At 60.6% G+C, this 18,777-nt stretch carries 19 protein-coding genes; 1 reads left to right on the top strand and 18 read right to left on the bottom strand.

Translation table 11 applies throughout. The features are described 5' to 3' along the window. Nucleotides 1-23: 23 nt before the first annotated feature. Nucleotides 24-608 (bottom strand): glutathione peroxidase, encoded by a 585-nt coding sequence (locus AC56KW_RS11905; protein WP_497170944.1) that lies wholly within the window; start codon nucleotides 606-608, stop codon nucleotides 24-26. A gap of 70 nt (nucleotides 609-678) precedes the next feature. Further along, nucleotides 679-1,101 carry a CoA-binding protein gene (locus AC56KW_RS11900; protein WP_497170943.1) on the bottom strand — a complete coding sequence of 141 codons (423 nt, stop codon included), beginning with the start codon at nucleotides 1,099-1,101 and terminating at the stop codon, nucleotides 679-681. Between the two features lie 123 nt (nucleotides 1,102-1,224). Here AC56KW_RS11900 and AC56KW_RS11895 point away from each other — a divergent pair, with 123 nt between their 5' ends. Next, nucleotides 1,225-1,851, top strand: a complete 627-nt coding sequence (locus AC56KW_RS11895) for a peptidoglycan recognition protein family protein (protein ID WP_497170942.1) — start codon at nucleotides 1,225-1,227, stop codon at nucleotides 1,849-1,851. Nucleotides 1,852-1,912: 61 nt separating this feature from the next. On the opposite strand, the gene AC56KW_RS11890 is transcribed toward AC56KW_RS11895, so the two are convergent. The 16 genes from AC56KW_RS11890 to AC56KW_RS11815 all read right to left on the bottom strand — a co-directional run bounded on the left by AC56KW_RS11890 (nucleotide 1,913) and on the right by AC56KW_RS11815 (nucleotide 17,606). Then, nucleotides 1,913-3,592 (bottom strand): serine hydrolase domain-containing protein, encoded by a 1,680-nt coding sequence (locus tag AC56KW_RS11890; RefSeq protein WP_497170941.1) that lies wholly within the window; start codon nucleotides 3,590-3,592, stop codon nucleotides 1,913-1,915. Nucleotides 3,593-3,761: 169 nt separating this feature from the next. Continuing rightward, nucleotides 3,762-4,184 carry a F0F1 ATP synthase subunit epsilon gene (locus AC56KW_RS11885; RefSeq protein WP_497170940.1) on the bottom strand — a complete coding sequence of 141 codons (423 nt, stop codon included), beginning with the start codon at nucleotides 4,182-4,184 and terminating at the stop codon, nucleotides 3,762-3,764. Between the two features lie 152 nt (nucleotides 4,185-4,336). Beyond that, on the bottom strand, nucleotides 4,337-5,740 hold the full coding sequence (gene atpD, locus AC56KW_RS11880; RefSeq protein ID WP_306392331.1) for a F0F1 ATP synthase subunit beta: 1,404 nt from the start codon (nucleotides 5,738-5,740) through the stop codon (nucleotides 4,337-4,339). Between the two features lie 120 nt (nucleotides 5,741-5,860). Then, nucleotides 5,861-6,736 carry a F0F1 ATP synthase subunit gamma gene (gene atpG / locus AC56KW_RS11875; RefSeq protein WP_497170939.1) on the bottom strand — a complete coding sequence of 292 codons (876 nt, stop codon included), beginning with the start codon at nucleotides 6,734-6,736 and terminating at the stop codon, nucleotides 5,861-5,863. Nucleotides 6,737-6,792: 56 nt separating this feature from the next. Next, nucleotides 6,793-8,334 (bottom strand): F0F1 ATP synthase subunit alpha, encoded by a 1,542-nt coding sequence (atpA, locus tag AC56KW_RS11870; protein WP_497170938.1) that lies wholly within the window; start codon nucleotides 8,332-8,334, stop codon nucleotides 6,793-6,795. 68 nt (nucleotides 8,335-8,402) lie between these two features. Beyond that, a complete protein-coding gene (locus AC56KW_RS11865) occupies nucleotides 8,403-8,936 on the bottom strand; it encodes a F0F1 ATP synthase subunit delta (RefSeq protein WP_497170937.1) in 534 nt (177 codons plus the stop codon). 2 nt (nucleotides 8,937-8,938) lie between these two features. Next, nucleotides 8,939-9,409 carry a F0F1 ATP synthase subunit B gene (locus AC56KW_RS11860; RefSeq protein WP_497170936.1) on the bottom strand — a complete coding sequence of 157 codons (471 nt, stop codon included), beginning with the start codon at nucleotides 9,407-9,409 and terminating at the stop codon, nucleotides 8,939-8,941. 76 nt (nucleotides 9,410-9,485) lie between these two features. Continuing rightward, a complete protein-coding gene (gene atpE / locus AC56KW_RS11855; protein ID WP_005664041.1) occupies nucleotides 9,486-9,731 on the bottom strand; it encodes a F0F1 ATP synthase subunit C in 246 nt (81 codons plus the stop codon). Between the two features lie 87 nt (nucleotides 9,732-9,818). Further along, complete coding sequence (atpB, locus tag AC56KW_RS11850; RefSeq protein ID WP_497170935.1) at nucleotides 9,819-10,652, bottom strand: F0F1 ATP synthase subunit A; 834 nt, start codon at nucleotides 10,650-10,652, stop codon at nucleotides 9,819-9,821. Nucleotides 10,653-10,656: 4 nt separating this feature from the next. Beyond that, nucleotides 10,657-10,992: an ATP synthase subunit I gene (locus AC56KW_RS11845; RefSeq protein ID WP_497170934.1), complete on the bottom strand. Its 336-nt coding sequence runs from the start codon at nucleotides 10,990-10,992 to the stop codon at nucleotides 10,657-10,659. Between the two features lie 349 nt (nucleotides 10,993-11,341). Further along, a complete protein-coding gene (locus AC56KW_RS11840) occupies nucleotides 11,342-12,220 on the bottom strand; it encodes a ParB/RepB/Spo0J family partition protein (protein ID WP_497170933.1) in 879 nt (292 codons plus the stop codon). A 23-nt stretch (nucleotides 12,221-12,243) separates the two neighbouring features. Continuing rightward, nucleotides 12,244-13,014, bottom strand: a complete 771-nt coding sequence (locus tag AC56KW_RS11835) for a ParA family protein (protein ID WP_497170932.1) — start codon at nucleotides 13,012-13,014, stop codon at nucleotides 12,244-12,246. A 113-nt stretch (nucleotides 13,015-13,127) separates the two neighbouring features. Next, nucleotides 13,128-13,790 (bottom strand): 16S rRNA (guanine(527)-N(7))-methyltransferase RsmG, encoded by a 663-nt coding sequence (gene rsmG, locus AC56KW_RS11830; RefSeq protein ID WP_497170931.1) that lies wholly within the window; start codon nucleotides 13,788-13,790, stop codon nucleotides 13,128-13,130. Continuing rightward, complete coding sequence (gene mnmG / locus AC56KW_RS11825; RefSeq protein ID WP_497170930.1) at nucleotides 13,787-15,715, bottom strand: tRNA uridine-5-carboxymethylaminomethyl(34) synthesis enzyme MnmG; 1,929 nt, start codon at nucleotides 15,713-15,715, stop codon at nucleotides 13,787-13,789. The genes rsmG and mnmG overlap by 4 nt, the downstream gene beginning before the upstream one ends. A 198-nt stretch (nucleotides 15,716-15,913) precedes the next feature. Further along, nucleotides 15,914-16,684 carry a sulfite exporter TauE/SafE family protein gene (locus tag AC56KW_RS11820; protein WP_497170929.1) on the bottom strand — a complete coding sequence of 257 codons (771 nt, stop codon included), beginning with the start codon at nucleotides 16,682-16,684 and terminating at the stop codon, nucleotides 15,914-15,916. An 82-nt stretch (nucleotides 16,685-16,766) separates the two neighbouring features. Further along, a complete protein-coding gene (locus tag AC56KW_RS11815) occupies nucleotides 16,767-17,606 on the bottom strand; it encodes an alpha/beta fold hydrolase (protein ID WP_497170928.1) in 840 nt (279 codons plus the stop codon). Nucleotides 17,607-18,777: the final 1,171 nt, after the last annotated feature.

Below are 18,777 nucleotides of genomic sequence, written 5' to 3'. Positions count from 1 at the left end.
CTCTCCGATCCTGCACCCGGCGCTTACAGCGCCGCTTCGATCTTCCCGGTCAGCTGCGGATCTTCCGGCGTGACCTTGCTCGGGAAGTAGTCGAGCACCTTGCCGTCTCGGCCGATCAGGTACTTGGTGAAGTTCCACTTCGGTTCCTGGCCGGTGGCCTTGATCAGCTGCGCATGCAGCGGATTGGCTTGCGGGCCCTTCACCGAACTCTTGGCGAACATCGGGAACTTGACGCCATAGGTGTTGAAGCACAGGTCGGCGATTTCCTTTGCGCTGCCCGGCTCCTGCTGGCCGAAGTCGTTCGACGGGAAGCCCAGGATCACGAGGCCGCGGCCGCCGTACTTGGCGTAGATTTTCTCGAGACCTTCGTACTGCTTGGTGAAGCCGCAGTAGCTGGCCGTGTTCACCACCAGCACCACCTTGCCGCTGTACTGGCAAAGGTCTTGCGGCGCTTCGTCCTGCAGGCGCTTGAAGCTGTGCTTGAGCACCGCCGGGCATGCGGCCGGGCTCTTGGTCAGCGCGGCGACCGGCGCGGCCTGCGCGCTTGCTGGCTGGGTGAAGCTGGCGGCGGCCGTGGCGGCGAGCAGCAGGGCGATGGTCTTGATCATGGCGTGGTATTGACGGGATTGGAGTGCGACGATTGTAGCGCAAGCGGCAACCCCGGCAACGATCCGTTTTTTATCCTTGCAGGCTGCGGTGCTCGATCTTGATGCAGTGGTTCATGACGACATCGAGCCCCGCGGCGCGCGCCAGGTCGGCGGCGGCCTGGTTTTCGATGTCGAGCTGCATCCACAGGCAGCTGGCGCGCACGGCGATGGCGTCGCGCGCGATCGGTCCGATGTCTTCGGACTTGCGAAAGCAGTCGACGATATCGATGCGCTGGCCGCTGCTGGCGAGGGCGTCGGCCGCATCCTGCAAGGTGGCGTACGCCATTTCGCCGTGGATGGTCTGGCCGGCATAGCTGGGGTTGACGGGCAGGATGCGGTAGCCGTGTTGCTGCAAGTAGGCGCCCACTTCGTTGCTGGCGCGGTCGGCCTTGTCGGACATGCCGACGATGGCGACGGTCTTGCTGTCGCGGAGGATCTGGGTGATGGTTCGCATGCTGGCGTCTCGATGTCGTTATCGTCGCGGCCAGCTTATCAGTTTGTAAGCACTGGCGCTGCACGGTCAAACATGGAAAGATGACGGCTCATCCATCCTGCCTACCTTCCCGAGTATTCCGACATGCGCCCTGGACCTGTTTCACGTTTCGCCGGCGCCCTTGCGCTGGCCTTTTCGATTGGCGGTGCGCACGGCGCCGAGTCCCTGCTGGATGTCGAACGCGCCATCGTGCCGGTCGCCGGCTGGGGCGGCACGCCGTCCGACGCGGCCAAGGCGCACCGCCACCAGATCACCCACATCACGCTGCACCACCAGGGCGAGCCGTTCAAGCCGGGCACTGATCCGCAAGCCTACCTGCGCCGCCTGCAGTCCTGGTCGCGCGCCGAGAAGGGCTGGCTGGACATCCCCTACCACTATGTGATCGACCTGGATGGCCGCATCTACGGCGCGCGCGACATCGCCTATGCCGGCGACACCAATACCGACTACGATCCGAAGGGCCACGCGCTGATCGAGGTGGTCGGCAACTTCGAAGAAGTGGAGCCGAACCGGCAGCAGCTCGATGCGGTGGTCAAGCTGATGGCCATGCTGGCGGCCAGGTACCAAGTCTCATTGGACGATATCCAGAGCCACCGCGATTATTCGGACAAGACCGTGTGCCCGGGCGAGAACCTGTACCGCTACGTGAAGGACGATTATTTCAGGCACAAGGTAGCCTTGCGCCTGGCCCGGGAGCAGGCCGCCAAGTGACGCGGGGCTGCTCGGTTACCCCTTCTTCCCTTAGCGCTTGAATTAAAGGTTGAGTTAGCGCTTACTGCACGCGCGTGCCAGGTGATGCCTGGCCGTTCTGGTGCAGCACCAGCCGCGGCGCGCCATCCGCGGCCCTCTCGAAGCGCAGCTCGGCATTCACGTCGCGCGAGAAGAACACGTCGTCGCTGGCGGGGAAGATCTCGATTTTTTTCTGTCCGGTCGCCTGAGCGAAGTAGCGGTCGGCCTCGCGGCTCAGCGTAATCGCAAACTGCGGCGCCAGCTGGTAGGTGCCGGCGCGGGCATCGAAACCGGCGTTGGCGATCTTCACCGCCGCCCGTTCGACCGGCGCATCGCCAGTGCGTTCGTTGCGCGTCTGCTTGCCCTGGTTGTCGACCATGACGTGGGTGACCTTGCCTGCGTCGTCACGCCCGAACTCGAAACGCGCCAGCGTCCCCGGGAGGAAGAAGCCGTTCTTCGCATAGGGCGCCAATGCGACCGGCGAGCGGTCGCCGCGTGCCATCATGAGCTTGCCGTCGCGGCTGGTGAAGGTGCGCTTTTCCTTGCCATCGATGTCGTAGGTACCGGTGAAGGCATCGATGGACTTGGCATCGAGCGCGATCTCTTTCGGCTCCACGAATGGCTTGCCCATCGCCAGCGCCGCCGCCTTCTTGGCCAGCATCTCGGGGTTCGCGTTGCCGCTGTCGGCGTTGGCCAGCACCGCCACGAAGATCTTTTGCTCCGGCAGGCGCAGCGCATACGTGCGGAAGCCGTTGATGCCGCCGCCGTGGTCGACGACCGGCGTGCCCTGCAAGGTGCCCACGCTCCAGCCATAACCGTAGTCGGTCGACTTCTCGGGACTGAGCTTGTAAGGTGTGAAAGCGAGCTTCCAGCTGGCGGGCTTGAGCAGCTTGCCGGCCGAGATGGCCGCATCCCATTTCGCCAGGTCGTCGACGGTGGACACCAGCGAGCCGGCCGCATACGGCTGGCTCATGGACAGCGGCTGCGCCGGGGCGAAGCCCTGCTCTTGCGCGCTGTAGCCGGCCGCGCGCGGCGCGCTGGAGCGCCGCGCGCCCTCATAGGCGGTGTCCTTCATGCCGAGCGGCGTGAAGATGCGCTGTTCCAGGAAGTTCGCGTACGTCAGTCCCGACACCTTTTCGATAATGGCGCCGAGCAGGAAGTAGCCGCTGTTGTTGTAAGTGAACTTCGTGCCCGGCTCGAACTCGAGCGGATCGTTCTTGAAGCCGTCGATCATCTGGGCGACCGTCAGGTCTTTGGCCATCGTCGCCACATAGTTCGGCTTGCTGGTATAGCTGACGATGCCCGAGGTGTGGGTCAGCAGGTGCTCGATCGTGATGACCTTGCCCTGGGTCGGATAGTCGGGGAAGAAACGGGTGATCGGATCGTTCAGGGCCAGCTTGCCTTCCTCGGCCAGCATCAGGATCGCGACGGCCGTGAATTGCTTGGTGATCGAGCCCAGGCGCAGCACGGTACCGGCGGTGAGCGGCGTCTTCGCGGCGATGTCGGCGGCGCCATAGGCTTTCCGGAACACCGTCTTGCCGTCCTTGACCACGATGACCGTGGCGCCGGGGTCATCCGCCTTGTACTGGGGCTTGAACAGCGCGTCGAGCTTGCCGGCCAGGGACTGCGCCGTAACGGCCCTGGTGGCTGGTTGCTGCGCTTGCGCGAGTACGGGATTCGACAGCAGGATGACAGCAACAGCGAGGACGGAGCGTTTCAGCATGGTCGACTACCCTTCTTGGCGAGTTGTATGATTGATACTGTAACTCTGCCTTATGGGGAGCGGTGAAAAATCCGACGAACCGGTAATGCGATCCGATGAACCGCCAGAAAACGGGGTAAAAAAAAGGGCAGCCCGCAGGCTGCCCTTGTCGATGCGAGGCTCTAGAAGCTCAACGGCCTTTCGAGCGCAGCTTCTGGATCGCCGCCAGCTGCGCGATCGCCGCGGCCATTTCGGCCTGGGCTTTCGCGTAGTCGATCGACGACTCCTTGTTCAGCATCAGCTCTTCAGCCTGCTTCTTGGCCGCGGTTGCTTTCGCCTCGTCCAGGTCGGCGCCGCGGATCGCGGTGTCGGCCAGCACGGTCACGCCGTTCGGCTGCACTTCGAGGATACCGCCGGCTACGAAGACGAACTCTTCGCCGCCGCCGGCCACCTGGATGCGCACGGCGCCCGGGCGGATGCGCGTGATCAAGGGGGTGTGCTTCGGATAGATACCCAGCTCACCCGCTTCACCCGGCAACGCGACGAATTCGGCCTGGCCGGAGAAGATCTGCTCTTCGGCCGAGACTACGTCAACGAGAAATGTGTTTGCCATGTGTTTCCTTCAGTTAGAAGAACCCGACTGCGGGATATCTGGAATAACCTGCTGCGCGTTGCAGTTTCAGGCTGCGATGCTCGCTGTACTAACGTACAGCCGTGCTTCTCGCCCGAAACTGCGGCCGCTCGCGACGGTTCTTCGAGAATCCCTTAGGCAGCCAGTTTCTTGGCTTTCTCGATAGCCTCTTCGATCGTGCCGACCATGTAGAACGCTTGCTCCGGCAGGTGATCCAGTTCGCCCGATGCGATCATCTTGAAGCCCTTGATCGTGTCTTTCAGCGAAACGTACTTGCCTGGTGCGCCGGTGAAGACTTCAGCGACGTGGAACGGCTGCGACAGGAAACGCTGCATCTTGCGAGCGCGTGCGACGACCAGCTTGTCTTCTGGCGCCAGTTCGTCCATGCCCAGAATCGCGATGATGTCACGCAGTTCCTTGTAGCGCTGCAGGGTGCCCTGCACGGCGCGCGCGGTAGCGTAGTGCTCTTCGCCGACGACCAGCGGGTCCAGCTGGCGCGAGGTCGAATCGAGTGGGTCGACCGCAGGGTAGATACCCAGCGAAGCGATGTCACGCGACAGAACGACGGTCGAGTCCAGGTGGGCGAAGGTGGTGGCAGGCGACGGGTCGGTCAAGTCATCCGCAGGGACGTAGACGGCCTGGATCGAGGTGATCGAACCGGTCTTGGTCGAGGTGATGCGCTCTTGCAGGCGGCCCATCTCTTCGGCCAGGGTAGGCTGGTAGCCCACTGCCGACGGCATACGACCCAGCAGTGCCGACACTTCGGTACCGGCCAGGGTGTAACGGTAGATGTTATCGACGAAGAACAGGACGTCCTTGCCTTCGTCGCGGAACGCTTCCGCCATGGTCAGGCCGGTCAGCGCGACGCGCAGACGGTTGCCTGGTGGTTCGTTCATCTGACCGTAGACCATCGCCACTTTCGAGTTGGCTGGGTTTTCCAGGTCGACGACCTTCGCATCGGCCATCTCGTGGTAGAAGTCGTTACCTTCACGGGTACGCTCACCCACGCCGGCGAACACGGACAGACCCGAGTGTGCCTTGGCGATGTTGTTGATCAGTTCCATCATGTTGACGGTCTTGCCGACGCCGGCGCCGCCGAACAGGCCGACTTTACCGCCTTTGGCGAATGGGCAGACCAGGTCAATCACTTTAATACCGGTTTCCAGCAGGTCGGTCGACGGCGACAGTTCGTCGTAGGCCGGTGCATCGCGGTGGATCGAGGCCATGCGCTCGTGGCTGACCGGACCGCATTCGTCGATCGGGTTGCCCAGCACGTCCATGATACGGCCCAGGGTCGGCACGCCGACCGGAACCATGATTGGATTGCCGGTGTTCTGGATCATCATGCCGCGACGCAGGCCTTCCGAGCTACCCAGGGCAATGGTACGGACCACGCCGTCGCCCAGCTGTTGCTGGACTTCGAGGGTCAGTTCGGAGCCTTCCATTTTCAGTGCGTCGTACACTTTCGGCATGGCGTTACGTGGGAATTCCACGTCAACCACGGCGCCGATACACTGAACGATTTTGCCATCAGCCATGTTCGTTCCTTCAGATATATATAGTTAGATTCTTTTGCTTGAATCGTGAGAAGCTAGTCAGCTATAGTCAGTTGGGGACAGAGTACCGTTCGCTTCGCTCACTTAACTCTTTCCCGCAATTTAAACAGCGGCTGCGCCCGACACGATCTCGGAGAGTTCTTTGGTAATCGCAGCCTGGCGGGTCTTGTTGTAGACCAGCTTCAGGTCGCTGATGACACTGCCGGCGTTATCGCTCGCGGCCTTCATCGCGACCATGCGTGCCGATTGCTCGGACGCCAGGTTTTCTGCCACTGCCTGGTACACCAGCGCTTCCACATAACGCACCAGCAGTTCGTCGATGACGACCTGCGCTTCCGGTTCGTAGATGTAGTCCCAGCCGTGGGCGCCTGCATCGGCTTCCAGCGCCTTGGCCGGCAGCGGGAGCAGTTGCTCGACCATCGTTTCCTGCTTCATCGTGTTGATGAACTTGGTGTAGCACAGGTAGACAGCATCGAGCCTGCCTTCCTGGTACGCGTCCAGCATCACTTTGACCGGTCCGATCAGCTTGTCCAGTTGCGGTGCATCGCCCAGCTGGGTCGCTTGCGACACCAGTTTCATGCCGACGCGGTTCAGGAAGCCCAGGCCCTTGTTGCCGATGGCGACTGCCTCGACACGGTTGCCCAACTGCTCCTGCTCACGCGCCTTCTGCGTTACCTGGCGCAGGATGTTGGTGTTCATGCCGCCGCACAGACCCTTGTCGGTCGTGATGACGATGAAACCCACTGCCTTTGCCGACACGCCCTTGGCTTGCGCCATGAATGCGTGCGTGTACTCCGGGTTTGCGTTGGCCAGATTGGCGGTGATGTTACGAACCTTGTCACTGTAGGGACGGGCGGCGCGCATGCGATCCTGCGCCTTGCGCATTTTCGATGCGGCGACCATTTCCATCGCCTTGGTGATCTTCTTCGTATTCTCTACGCTCTTGATCTTGCCACGAATCTCTTTGCCTGCTGCCATGAGTCCTTACTCCTTCCGGGCACCGGCGCCACCCGCGGGCGGCGCCGGTCCATCAATTAATATGCGCCGGATTTCTTGAAATCAGCAACAGCGGCGGCCAGCAGTGCTTCGCTGTCCTTGTCCAGTTGCTTGGTTTCGTCGATCTTCGACAGCAGGGACGCATGACCCGACTTCAGGAAGGCGTGCAGGCCGTGTTCGAATGGCAGCACTTTCTTGACTTCGATATCGTCCAGGTAGCCCTTGTTGACGGCGAACAGCGATGCGGCCATCAGCGAGGTCGACAGCGGCGAGAACTGCGGCTGCTTGAGCAGCTCGGTCACGCGCGCGCCGCGGTCCAGCTGCTTGCGGGTCGATTCGTCCAGGTCCGATGCGAACTGCGCGAACGCAGCCAGTTCACGGTACTGCGCCAGGTCGGTACGGATACCGCCCGACAGGCCCTTGATGACCTTGGTCTGGGCGGCGCCACCGACGCGCGACACCGAGATACCGGCGTTGATCGCAGGACGGATACCGGCGTTGAACAGCGAGGTCTCCAGGAAGATCTGGCCGTCGGTAATCGAAATCACGTTGGTCGGCACGAAGGCCGAGACGTCGCCTGCTTGCGTTTCGATGATCGGCAGTGCGGTCAGCGAACCGGTCTTGCCGGTGACGGCGCCGTTGGTGAACTTCTCGACGTAGTCGGCGTTCACGCGGGCTGCGCGCTCGAGCAGACGGCTGTGCAGGTAGAACACGTCGCCTGGGTACGCTTCGCGGCCTGGTGGGCGGCGCAGCAGCAGCGAAATTTGACGATAAGCCACGGCCTGCTTCGACAGGTCATCATAGACGATCAGCGCGTCTTCGCCGCGGTCGCGGAAGTATTCGCCCATCGCGCAGCCCGAGTAGGCCGAGATGTACTGCATGGCTGCCGATTCCGACGCCGATGCGGCGACGACGATCGTGTATTCCAGCGCGCCGTGCTGTTCGAGCGAACGCACGATGTTCTTGATGGTCGATGCTTTTTGACCGATCGCGACGTACACGCAGGTGACGCCCTGGCCTTTCTGGTTGATGATCGCGTCGACAGCGACAGCCGATTTACCGGTCTGGCGGTCGCCAATGATCAGCTCACGCTGGCCACGGCCGATCGGCACCATCGCGTCGATCGACTTGATGCCGGTCTGCATAGGCTGCGACACCGATTCGCGGGCAATGACGCCTGGCGCGATCTTTTCGATCGGGGCGGTCAGCGTGGTGGCGATCGGACCTTTGCCGTCGATCGGCTGGCCCAGTGCGTTGACCACGCGGCCACGCAGTTCAGGACCGATCGGCACTTCCAGGATGCGGCCGGTGGTCTTGACGGTGTCGCCTTCCGAGATGTGCTCGTAGGCGCCCAGGATGACGGCGCCGACCGAGTCGCGCTCGAGGTTCATCGCCAGGCCGAAGGTGTTGCCAGGGAATTCCAGCATCTCGCCCTGCATCACGTCCGACAGACCGTGGATGCGGCAGATACCGTCGGCGACCGAGATCACGGTGCCCTGGTTGCGGACGTCTGCAGAGCCTTCCAGGCCCTGGATCCGGCTCTTGATCAGCTCGCTGATTTCAGATGGGTTAAGTTGCATGCTTGCTAACTCCAATTATAGTTTCTTGATGCGTAGGGCAAGGGCGGGACGCCGGCGGTGCGATTGTTTCAGGACGCGAGCGCAACGTGCATCCGTTGCAGCTTGGCGCGTACCGAGGTATCGAGCACTTCGTCACCGACGACCACGCGCACACCACCGATCAGCGAGTTATCCACTGTTACCGTTGGGTTCAGCTTGCGGCCAAATTTCTTTTCCAGCGTGGCGACCAGCGACGACAGCTGGTCGGCCGACAGGTCGAACGCGCTGAAGATCGTCGCGTCGGCAGCGCCTTCGTTCGCGTTCTTCAGGATCGCGAACTGGGTGCTGATCTCGGGCAGCAGGTTGATGCGGCCGTTTTCGGCCAGCATCGCGATGAAGTTCTTCGCTTCAGCAGTCAAAGGAGCCTTGACCAGCGACGCAATCGTGTCCGCCAGTTGTGCCTGCGTGACGTTCGGGTTGCTGGCGAAGGCCTGCACATCGGGAATGGCGCCGATCTGGCCCAGTTCCGACGCGATGGCCGACCACGCGTTCATGTCGCCGGACTGGGCGACACGGAACAGCGCTTCGGCGTAAGGGCGGGCGACGGTTGCGAGTTCTGCCATGATCAGAGCTCGGTCGACAGTTTCGACAGCAGGTCGGCGTGGGCCGCTGCGTTCACTTCACGCTTGAGGATCTGCTCGGCGCCGGCAACCGCGAGGGTTGCAACCTGGCCACGCAGTTCTTCGCGCGCGCGGGTCACTTGCTGTTCGGCGTCGGCCTTGGCGGCAGCGACGATGCGTGCGGCTTCTTCGCTGGCGGTGCGCTTGGCGTCTTCGATGATCGCGGCAGCGCGCTTTTCAGCGTCGGTGATGCGCTTCTGGACTTCGTCACGGGCGCCGGCCAGTTCGGTCTGGACGCGCTTTTCGGCGGCAGCCAGGTCGGCCTTGCCGCGATCGGCGGCGGCCAGGCCACTCGCGATCTTCGCAGCGCGCTCGTCGAGCGCCTTCATCAGTGGCGGCCACACGAATTTCATCGTGAAGAGCGCCAGGATGAAGAAGACCACGAACTGAGCAATCAGGGTTGCATTAAGGTTCACGGTTTTATCCTTCTTACAGAAACACGGATGCCGAACCAGAACTGGTTCGGCCCTTCAAGACGTCGAGAAGCGAGTCTTAGACTGGAACGAACGGGTTAGCGAACGCGAACAGCATGGCGATACCAACACCGATCAGGAACGCCGCGTCGATCAGACCAGCCAGCAGGAACATCTTGGTCTGCAGGGTGTTCATCAGTTCTGGCTGACGTGCAGAAGCTTCGAGGTATTTACCGCCCATCAGAGCGATACCGATACAGGCACCGATAGCGCCCAGACCGATGATCAAACCGCAAGCCAGTGCAACAAAAGAAAGGTCAGTCATGAAAAACTCCAAAAGTTAAATTAAAAACCAGATTAAAAACTACAACTTCTTTACAACCACTATCTTGTTCGATGCTTGCGGCGCCGATCAGTGGCCTTCATGGGCCTGACCGAGGTACACCAGCGTCAGCATCATGAAGATGAATGCCTGCAGGAGCACGATCAGGATGTGGAAGATCGCCCAGATGGAGCCTGCAATCACGTGGCCAACGAAGCCAAAGATGGTAGCCGAGCCACCCAGCAGTGCGATCAAGAGGAACAGCAGTTCGCCGGCAAACATGTTGCCGAACAGTCGCATACCGAGCGACACCATTTTTGCTGCGTATTCGATGATGTTCAGGAGCAGGTTGAACGGCGCCATCCAGATACCGAACGGTGCCGAGAACAGTTCGTGCAGCCAGCCGCCCAGGCCCTTGATCTTGATGCCGTAGTACAGCATCAGTGCCAGCACGCCGAGAGCAATGCCGATCGGACCGTTGATGTCGGCGGTCGGGACCACGCGATGGTACGGGAAGATATGGGTCACGCCAAAGGCTTCGAACAGCGCCGACCACATGTCGACCGGCAGCAAGTCCAGCGCGTTCATCAGGGCGACCCAGACGAACACGGTCAGCGCGGCAGGCGCGATGAAGCTGCGGTCGCCATGCACGATCGACTTGGCCTGGTCATCGACCATCTCGAACAGCATCTCGACGAACGCCTGGAAACGGCCAGGAACGCCGGCAGTGGCCTTGCGCGCGGCGGCCCACATCAGCAGGCAACCGGTCAGGCCCATGGCGATCGACCAGAACATGGTGTCGTAGTTGATGACCGAAAAATCGACCGGACCGACCTGGTGCTGGTTCTGCAGATGGCCCAGGTGGTGCTTGATGTATTCTGATGCGGTGGGCGCGTGCGCTGCGCCGTCTACTGGAGTCGCCATGTCGTCATTGCCTAAATAATAAGATGATGTAACTTTTCAGTGCCACGATGATCCCGGCGACCAATGCCAGCCAGTTGAGATCGCGGTACAGCCACGCCGTCACGCCCAGGAGCGCCAGCGTCAATGCAATCTTTACAAATTCCCAGATGAAAAATGTCGCGGGAGTCGCCGTTCCAGATGCGGAAGCGGCAAACAAGCGCACTGCCATGATCCCGTTGGGCACGACACAACACAAACCGCCCAGTACCGCCGAAATCATCGCAGCCCTTCCCCCCAGTAGTGCGGCGATGGCGCCAACGACTACCGTTGCTATCAACTGCAGGGAAACGATACGCAGCATATTTTTCTAGGTCTGACGCCAGCGTATTTGGACGAGCTACGATGTGGTAATTACATGAAACGCCGGAATTATAAGTGGTTATACGGACGTGAGTCAAACGATTCGCAACTTATAACTGCTCCGCCGGGATGACGAAAATGTGACATCTTGCTGACGGAATGAGCAATATTTTCAGTAACTTAACGAGAAATGGTGTATTGCGGGGTATGTGACAATTGCAGGTGAGTGAGCGTGTACTGACGTTGCTCGATAGTAGCAAAAATGGTGGTAGCGCTATCGCCTCGAGCTCGCCAGGACATGTGGGATGCTACCGCGACCAACCGGGTGGCATCCCTGCGTTTTTCGTTTGTTACGCGCGTAGCCGTGCCAGCACGCCATCGAGAATATCGAGGTCGGCGAAGTCGATGATCATCTGCCCCTTGCCTTTCGGCCCCATCTTGAACACGACCGGCGTCGCCAGGCGGTCAGACAGTTCTTCTTCGAGTCGCACGATGTCGCCCGGCTTGTCCTTGGCCCGCGCCTGGGTCGCTGGCGCGTTCTGCTCTTCGAGCGCGCGCGCGACGAGCTTCTCGGTCTCGCGCACCGACAGGCGCTTGGCGATCACATGATTGGCCAGCGCGATCTGGTTCGCGCTGTCGACCGCGAGCAGGGCCCTGGCATGGCCCATGTCGATATCCCCTGCCATCAGCATGGTCTGCACCGGCTGCGCCAGGTTGATCAGGCGCAGCAGGTTCGACACCGCGCTGCGCGAACGGCCGACCGCGCCGGCCGCCTGCTCATGCGTGAAATTGAAATCCGAGATCAGGCGCTGGATGCCCTGCGCTTCCTCCAGCGGGTTCAGGTCTTCGCGCTGCATGTTCTCGATCAGCGCCATCGCCGCCGCGGCCTGGTCGTCGACGTCGCGCACCAGCACCGGGATCTCTTCCAGGCCCGCCATCTGCGCCGCCCTGAAGCGTCGTTCGCCGGCGATGATCTCGTACGGCGTGCCACCTCCCGCCGGCAGCGGGCGCACCAGCACTGGCTGCATGATGCCCTGGGTCTTGATGGAGGCGGCCAGCTCGGACAGGCTCACTTCGTCCATGCGGGTGCGTGGTTGGTATTTGCCGGCCTGGATCTGGGAGACCGCGAGGACCGAGGGGGTGTTGGGTGCGGCCGGCGCCGCGTCGAGGTCGCCGCCGAGCAGGGCGTCGAGTCCACGGCCCAGTCCCTTGAGTTTTTTGGTTGCCATTTCTAAGTTAGCTCTCTCGATGATTACATGGTCTTGATGCGCTTGACCATTTCCGCGCCGAAGGCGATGTACGCCTGCGCGCCTTTCGATGACGGATCGAAGGTCACGCCCGGGATGCCATATGAGGGTGCTTCGGCCAGGCGGACGTTGCGTGGAATGATGGTCTGGAACACCTTGTCGCCAAAGTGCTGCTCGAGCTGCTTCGACACCTGCTGCGACAGCGTCATGCGCGGATCGAACATCACGCGCAGCAGGCCGATGATCTTGAGGTCGGTGTTCAGGTTGGCGTGCACCTTCTTGATCGTGTTGACCAGGTCGGACAAGCCTTCGAGCGCGTAGTACTCGCACTGCATCGGGATGATCACGCCGTGCGCGGCGCACAGGCCGTTCAGCGTGAGCAGCGACAGCGCGGGCGGGCAATCGACCAGGATGAAATCGTAGTCGGCATCGACCGCGGCCAGCGCCTCCTTCAGGCGGCGTTCGCGGTTCTCGAGCGACACCATCTCGACCTCGGCGCCGGCCAGCTCGCGGTTGGCGGGCAGCACGTCGAAGCGGCCGGCTTCGGAGCGCACGCGCGCACTGGCCACGTCCGACTCACCCAGCAGCACCTGGTAGATCGATGACTCCAGCTCGGCCTTGTTGATGCCGGCACCCATGGTGGCATTGCCCTGCGGATCAAGGTCGACCAGCAGCACGCGCTGGTCCAGTTTTGCCAGGCCCGCCGACAGGTTGACGGAGGTGGTGGTCTTGCCTACTCCACCCTTCTGGTTCGCAACGCAAAAAATCTTCGCCATCTATTCTCTTTCCTGGAAGTGGCTACAAGACGTCATACCGTTCATACCGTACAAACCATTTAATTGGTTCATACTGAATAAACGATATAAACGGTTTATACAGTTAATATTGTTTAGCTTATTTGCTGATCGGTTCGATCGATGAAAACCAGGTGACGCTCGGCCCCCAATCTCGGAACCCGCAGCGGCTGCAGCCCTGTCACTTTCCACTGTTGGGGAAGTCGTTCGCGCTCTTCGCTCGGCGCCACCCCTTTCAAGGCGATAAATCTGCCGCCTTCCTGCAGCAGGTGTCCGGACCAGTTGACAAAATCGGACAGGTCGGCAAAAGCGCGCGAGGTGATGACGTCGAATTTATCGCGCACCTGCAGGTCTTGCACCTTCATCGTGTGCACCGTAACGTTGACCAGGCCCAGTTCCGCCTTCACTTGCGTGAGGAAGGCGGTTTTCTTGTGCACGGTGTCGATCATCGCCACTTTCATGTCGGGCCGGGTGATGGCCAGTACGATGCCGGGCAATCCGCCCCCTGCCCCCACGTCCAGCACATTGCGCGCGCCAGCGAACGCCGGCACGGCCGCCAGCGAATCGAGCAGGTGATGGGTCACCATCTGCATCGGGTCGCGCAGCGAGGTCAGGTTGTACACCGCGTTCCATTTGTGCATGAGCTGCAGGTAAGCCATCAATCTGGATTGCTGCTCCAGCGTGACCTCCAGCCCCATCTCGGCGACGCCGTCGGCGAGCACCTTCGCCAACGCATCGCGGTCGAACGCATACTTCATTGCGCCGCCTCCGTGGCCGGAGCAAAGCCTTTGACGCCGCGTTTTTTCAGGTGTACCAGCAGCAGGGAGATCGCAGCCGGCGTCACGCCCGAAATGCGCGAGGCCTGGCCCAGGGTTTCGGGACGCTGCTTGTCCAGCTTCTGGCGCACTTCGAACGACAGCGCCGCGATCTCGAGGTAGTTCAGGTTCTCGGGCAGCTTCAGGTTTTCATAGTGATCGTGGCGTTCGACTTCACGCGCCTGGCGATCGATATAGCCGGAATACTTCAGCTGGATCTCGACCTGTTCCTTCACGGCGGGATCATCGACGCCGGGGCCGGCGAGCGGCTGGGCCTCGAGGCCCTGCATCGTCATCAAGGTGTCATACCCGACGCCAGGTCTGCGCAGCAAATCCGCCAGGTTGTACTCGCGCTCGAGCGCCTGGCCGACCACACGCTCGGACTCCGCCGCTCCCAGGATACGCGGGTTGACCCAGGTCGACTTCAGGCGTTCCAGTTCGCGGGCGACGGATTCGCGCTTGGTCTCGAACGCTTGCCAGCGCGCGTCGTCGACGATGCCCAGCTGGCGTCCGATCTCGGTCAGGCGCATGTCGGCATTATCTTCGCGCAGCGACAGGCGGTACTCGGCGCGACTGGTAAACATGCGGTACGGCTCGGCCACGCCTTGCGTGGTCAGGTCGTCGACCAGCACGCCGAGATAGGCTTCCGAACGGCCCGGCGTCCAGGCGTCCTTGCCCTGGGTTTGCAGCGCGGCGTTCAGTCCGGCCAATAGGCCCTGGGCCGCGGCTTCTTCGTAGCCGGTGGTGCCGTTGATCTGGCCGGCGAAGAACAGGCCCTTGATCACCTTGGTCTCGAGCGACGCCTTCAGGCCGCGCGGGTCGAAGTAATCGTATTCGATCGCGTAGCCGGGACGCAGGATGAAGGCATTCTCCATGCCGCGCATCGAGCGCACCAGTTCCAGCTGGACGTCGAACGGCAGGCTGGTGGAGATCCCGTTCGGGTAAAACTCGTTCGTGGTCAGGCCTTCGGGCTCGAGGAAGATCTGGTGCGATTCCTTCGAAGCGAAACGGTGGATCTTGTCTTCGATCGACGGGCAGTAACGAGGACCGACCCCTTCGATCACGCCCGTATACATCGGGCTGCGATCCAGGCCGGCGCGGATGATGTCATGGGTGCGCTCATTCGTGTGCGTTACCCAGCACGGGACTTGACGCGGGTGCATCGCCACATTGCCCATGTACGAGAATACCGGCACCGGATCGAGGTCGCCCGGCTGTTCGCTCAATACCGAGAAGTCGATACTGCGGCCATCGATACGTGGCGGCGTACCGGTCTTCAACCTGCCCTGTGGCAGCTTGAGTTCCTTCAGGCGCGCAGACAGCGAGGTCGCCGGTGGATCGCCGGCACGGCCGCCCGAGTAATTCTGCAGGCCGACGTGGATCTTCCCGTCAAGGAAAGTACCGGCAGTCAGCACTACTGCGCCGGCGCGGAACTTCAAACCCACTTGGGTCACGGCGCCGACCACGCGATCGCCCTCCACCATCAGGTCATCCACTGCCTGCTGGAACAGCCACAGGTTTGGCTGGTTTTCCAGGCGCGAGCGAATCGCGGCCTTGTACAGGACGCGGTCGGCCTGGGCACGCGTCGCGCGCACGGCCGGACCCTTGGACGAATTGAGGATGCGGAACTGGATGCCCGCCTCGTCGGTCGCGATGGCCATGGCGCCGCCGAGGGCGTCGACTTCCTTGACCAAGTGACCTTTACCGATGCCGCCAATCGACGGATTACAGGACATGGCGCCGAGGGTTTCGATATTGTGGGTTAGCAGCAGCGTCTTTTGACCTGTGCGTGCGGACGCAAGTGCGGCCTCGGTTCCGGCATGGCCGCCGCCGACGACGATGACGTCGAATTCAGTAGGAAATAGCATGATGGGATGTGAGGCGAGGAGACTAATGCGCGATTATAGATTCTTTTTTCCTGTCGGACTCCGAGCCACCTCGAAAATCGACAGATTTTGTTTCACGTGAAACCTGACTCTGTAGTTGCTTAGTGAATGTTTCACGTGGAACAAGTTAGAAAAGCCGGGATCAACCCGGCTTCGATGTTTCACGTGGAACAATCAAGTCTACCAGCCCAGCTTTGTGAACGAATCGTGCGCTGTCTTTACAATCAGAGCGGTAACGACAAACAGGAACAGTTTGCGCACGAAGCCACTGCCATGCTTCAACGCGAGCCTGGTCCCGATCAGGGAACCAATAATCTGGCAACACGCCATCAACAAGCCAAGCTGCAATAACAAATGGCCGCTGTACCCGAACCAGATCAGCGCCGACAGGTTGCAGGCAACGTTGACGACCTTGGCCGCCGCCGACGCACTCAGGAAGTCAAAGCCGAAGAAACGAACGAACAGGAATAGCAGGAAGCTGCCGGTACCCGGGCCGAAGAAGCCGTCGTAAAAACCGATCGCAGCGCCAATACCGACCGCCCAGTAGCGCTCGGCCATTCCGCTATGCAATGGGGCGTGGACTGAACCCAGGTCCTTTTTCATGAAGGTATAGACTGCTACCGCGACCAGGACGAACGGCAGCAGCGCGCGTACGAAGTCGGCCGGCACCTGCGTCACGGTCCAGGCGCCGACGAACGACAAGGCAAACGCGGCGATCGCTGCCGGCGCTGCGGTGCTCCACGCGACACGCACCCGCCGCGCATAACTGACGGCGGCAGAACCGGTGCCGAAAATCGCTGCAAGTTTATTGGTGCCGAGGATCGTTGCCGGCGCTTCCTTCGGCAACAGGGAGAACATGGCGGGAAGCTGAATCAGGCCGCCGCCGCCAACGACGGCGTCGACCAGGCCGGCAGCGAAGGCGGCGCCGCCGAGCCAAACTACATCGATCATGTGGAACTTTCAGGGGAGAAGCAGAGCCGATATTTTACGGCAAGCATGCCGTACTGACACGGTAGCGCCTTCCCTGCACGGCTTACATACGTGTCAAGACAGCAGGCGTCCTGGCGAAATCGATGAGCAGGGTATTGAGCCGGTCCGCGCCGGATAACTGCAGCCAATGACCGACGCCACCGATGCGCGCATACTGGAAACCGGCATTGCATTGCTCGCGTGTCCCGAGCATCTGTTGCTCGCCGAGCGCCGGATCGTGTTGGCTCCATACACCCAGCACGGGCACATCGACCTTCTTCCATCGCCTGGCGCCAGAAGCCTTGAGATTCGCCCGGTAATAATTGAGCGCAGCGGTCAGCCGACCTGGCGGCGCCAGCGCATCGATCCAGAGTTGCTGCTGTTCGCGGTTGCGGTTCATCGATCGCAAGGCCGCCCAGTCACCAGCCTTCAGCAACGTTTCAGCGAGCACCGGCGTCACGAACACGCCCATGTACCAGAAACGCAGTTTCTGCATGAGCCCCGCTTTGGCGATCGCCTTCGGATGCCCGACCGACAACGCTGCAAAACGGCTGACACGTTGCGGCGCATGCATGGCGAGATGCCAGCCGATCAGCGCACCCCAATCGTGCCCGACCACGGTTGCCTGCTCGATGCCGAGCGCATCCATCAATTGCAACACATCATCGGCCAGAAAGTCGATCGCATAGGCGCCAACCTCGCCCGGCATATCGGTCTTGCCGACACCGCGCAAATCGGGGGCGATGACGCGAAAGCCTGCCGCAGCCAGCGCCGGCATCTGATGGCGCCAAATGACGTGGGTGTCGGGAAAACCATGCAGGAGCAGGACTGGCGGACCCTCACCGGCAGTCACGTAGTGCATATTCAAGCCATTGACCTTGGCGTACCCCGAGACGACGTGCATTCGTTTCTCCTGTACCGCAGCTCGACGGAACACAGCTTACCAGATCGTAAACGCCTGTCCAGACCCTCTCTGTGGATAAGCTACTTGATATCCACAGGTATCGTTTGTGCAAAACTCGGCTTTTTTACACAGGCAAAAATCTTGTTCAGATTTGCCACCAGGAAGTTTCCTCAGCAGTGCACTGAGTTGTCCGTCGCGTAAATCCATGATTTCGCGTTCTTTAGTCGGGTTGTCCACAGAAGCTTGCAGCCGTTAACTACTACTATCAATGTTGTATACAGATACTGGTTGTAAACCTGACGAAGCTTCGGAAAAAAAAAATCGCCCGGCCGTGGCAAATCGGAACATCACTGGCACTGATGTCGAACGACTCACTCGCGTCCATCGCGATCCAGCTACCGGCGTTTTCCGACATGACCAAAACTGATCTGGTTCAGACGTCTGTGGAGAACCCCATGAATATCCACAGGATGGAATGTGCAGAAACCCCTGTCTTTTCCTGGTCCGGAATTTCTATCCAACTTTCCTACAGCGCCAGCACAGGCGTTTTCCAGCGGGTTAACGCCGCGGTAACATACTGATGTTGTGGAAAAAACTGGATTTATCCACAAACAGATGCGCGTTTACTACTACTATCATTTTGTATACAAGCTTTTAACTACAACAATATAAGGATTCGCGCCTGCCGACATCGAAGCGACGCAGGCAAATCAGCAGAGCTCGGCAAGAAGGACGACGCATTCGACTGGCGGCTGATAGCTGCTTGCTCCGCTCGCCGATTTGCTCGCCGTACGCAAGGTCGCTGCAAACACACATCCTGTTCGCTGGAAAACCGAACCGGCTGTGGAAAAGCCACTGCATATCCACAGGAGCAGATGTGCAGAACAGCCGGTTTTTGTGAAAGCGAATTTGTTGTCCAAGAACCGTGCAAGCCGGACACAGGCTTTTTCCAGCACGTATACGACGTCGTAAGTCGTTGATGCTGTGGAGTAAACAAGCTTTATCCACAGAGAACGTCGCGTTTACCTACTACTACCAACTTTGTATACATATCTCTTAATTAAATAAGCAAACACAGCGCAGGCACGAAAAGCGTCTTCCAGAACAGGACATTCACTGTTTCCAGCAAATGCCTGAATCACCACAATTGAGGAACTGAATGTGGTGGAAG

It is taken from the genome of Telluria sp. RT2P19 (assembly GCF_059685725.1).
Note: the sequence above shows the minus strand (reverse complement) of the source record. Positions and strands in the feature narration are given on the sequence as shown.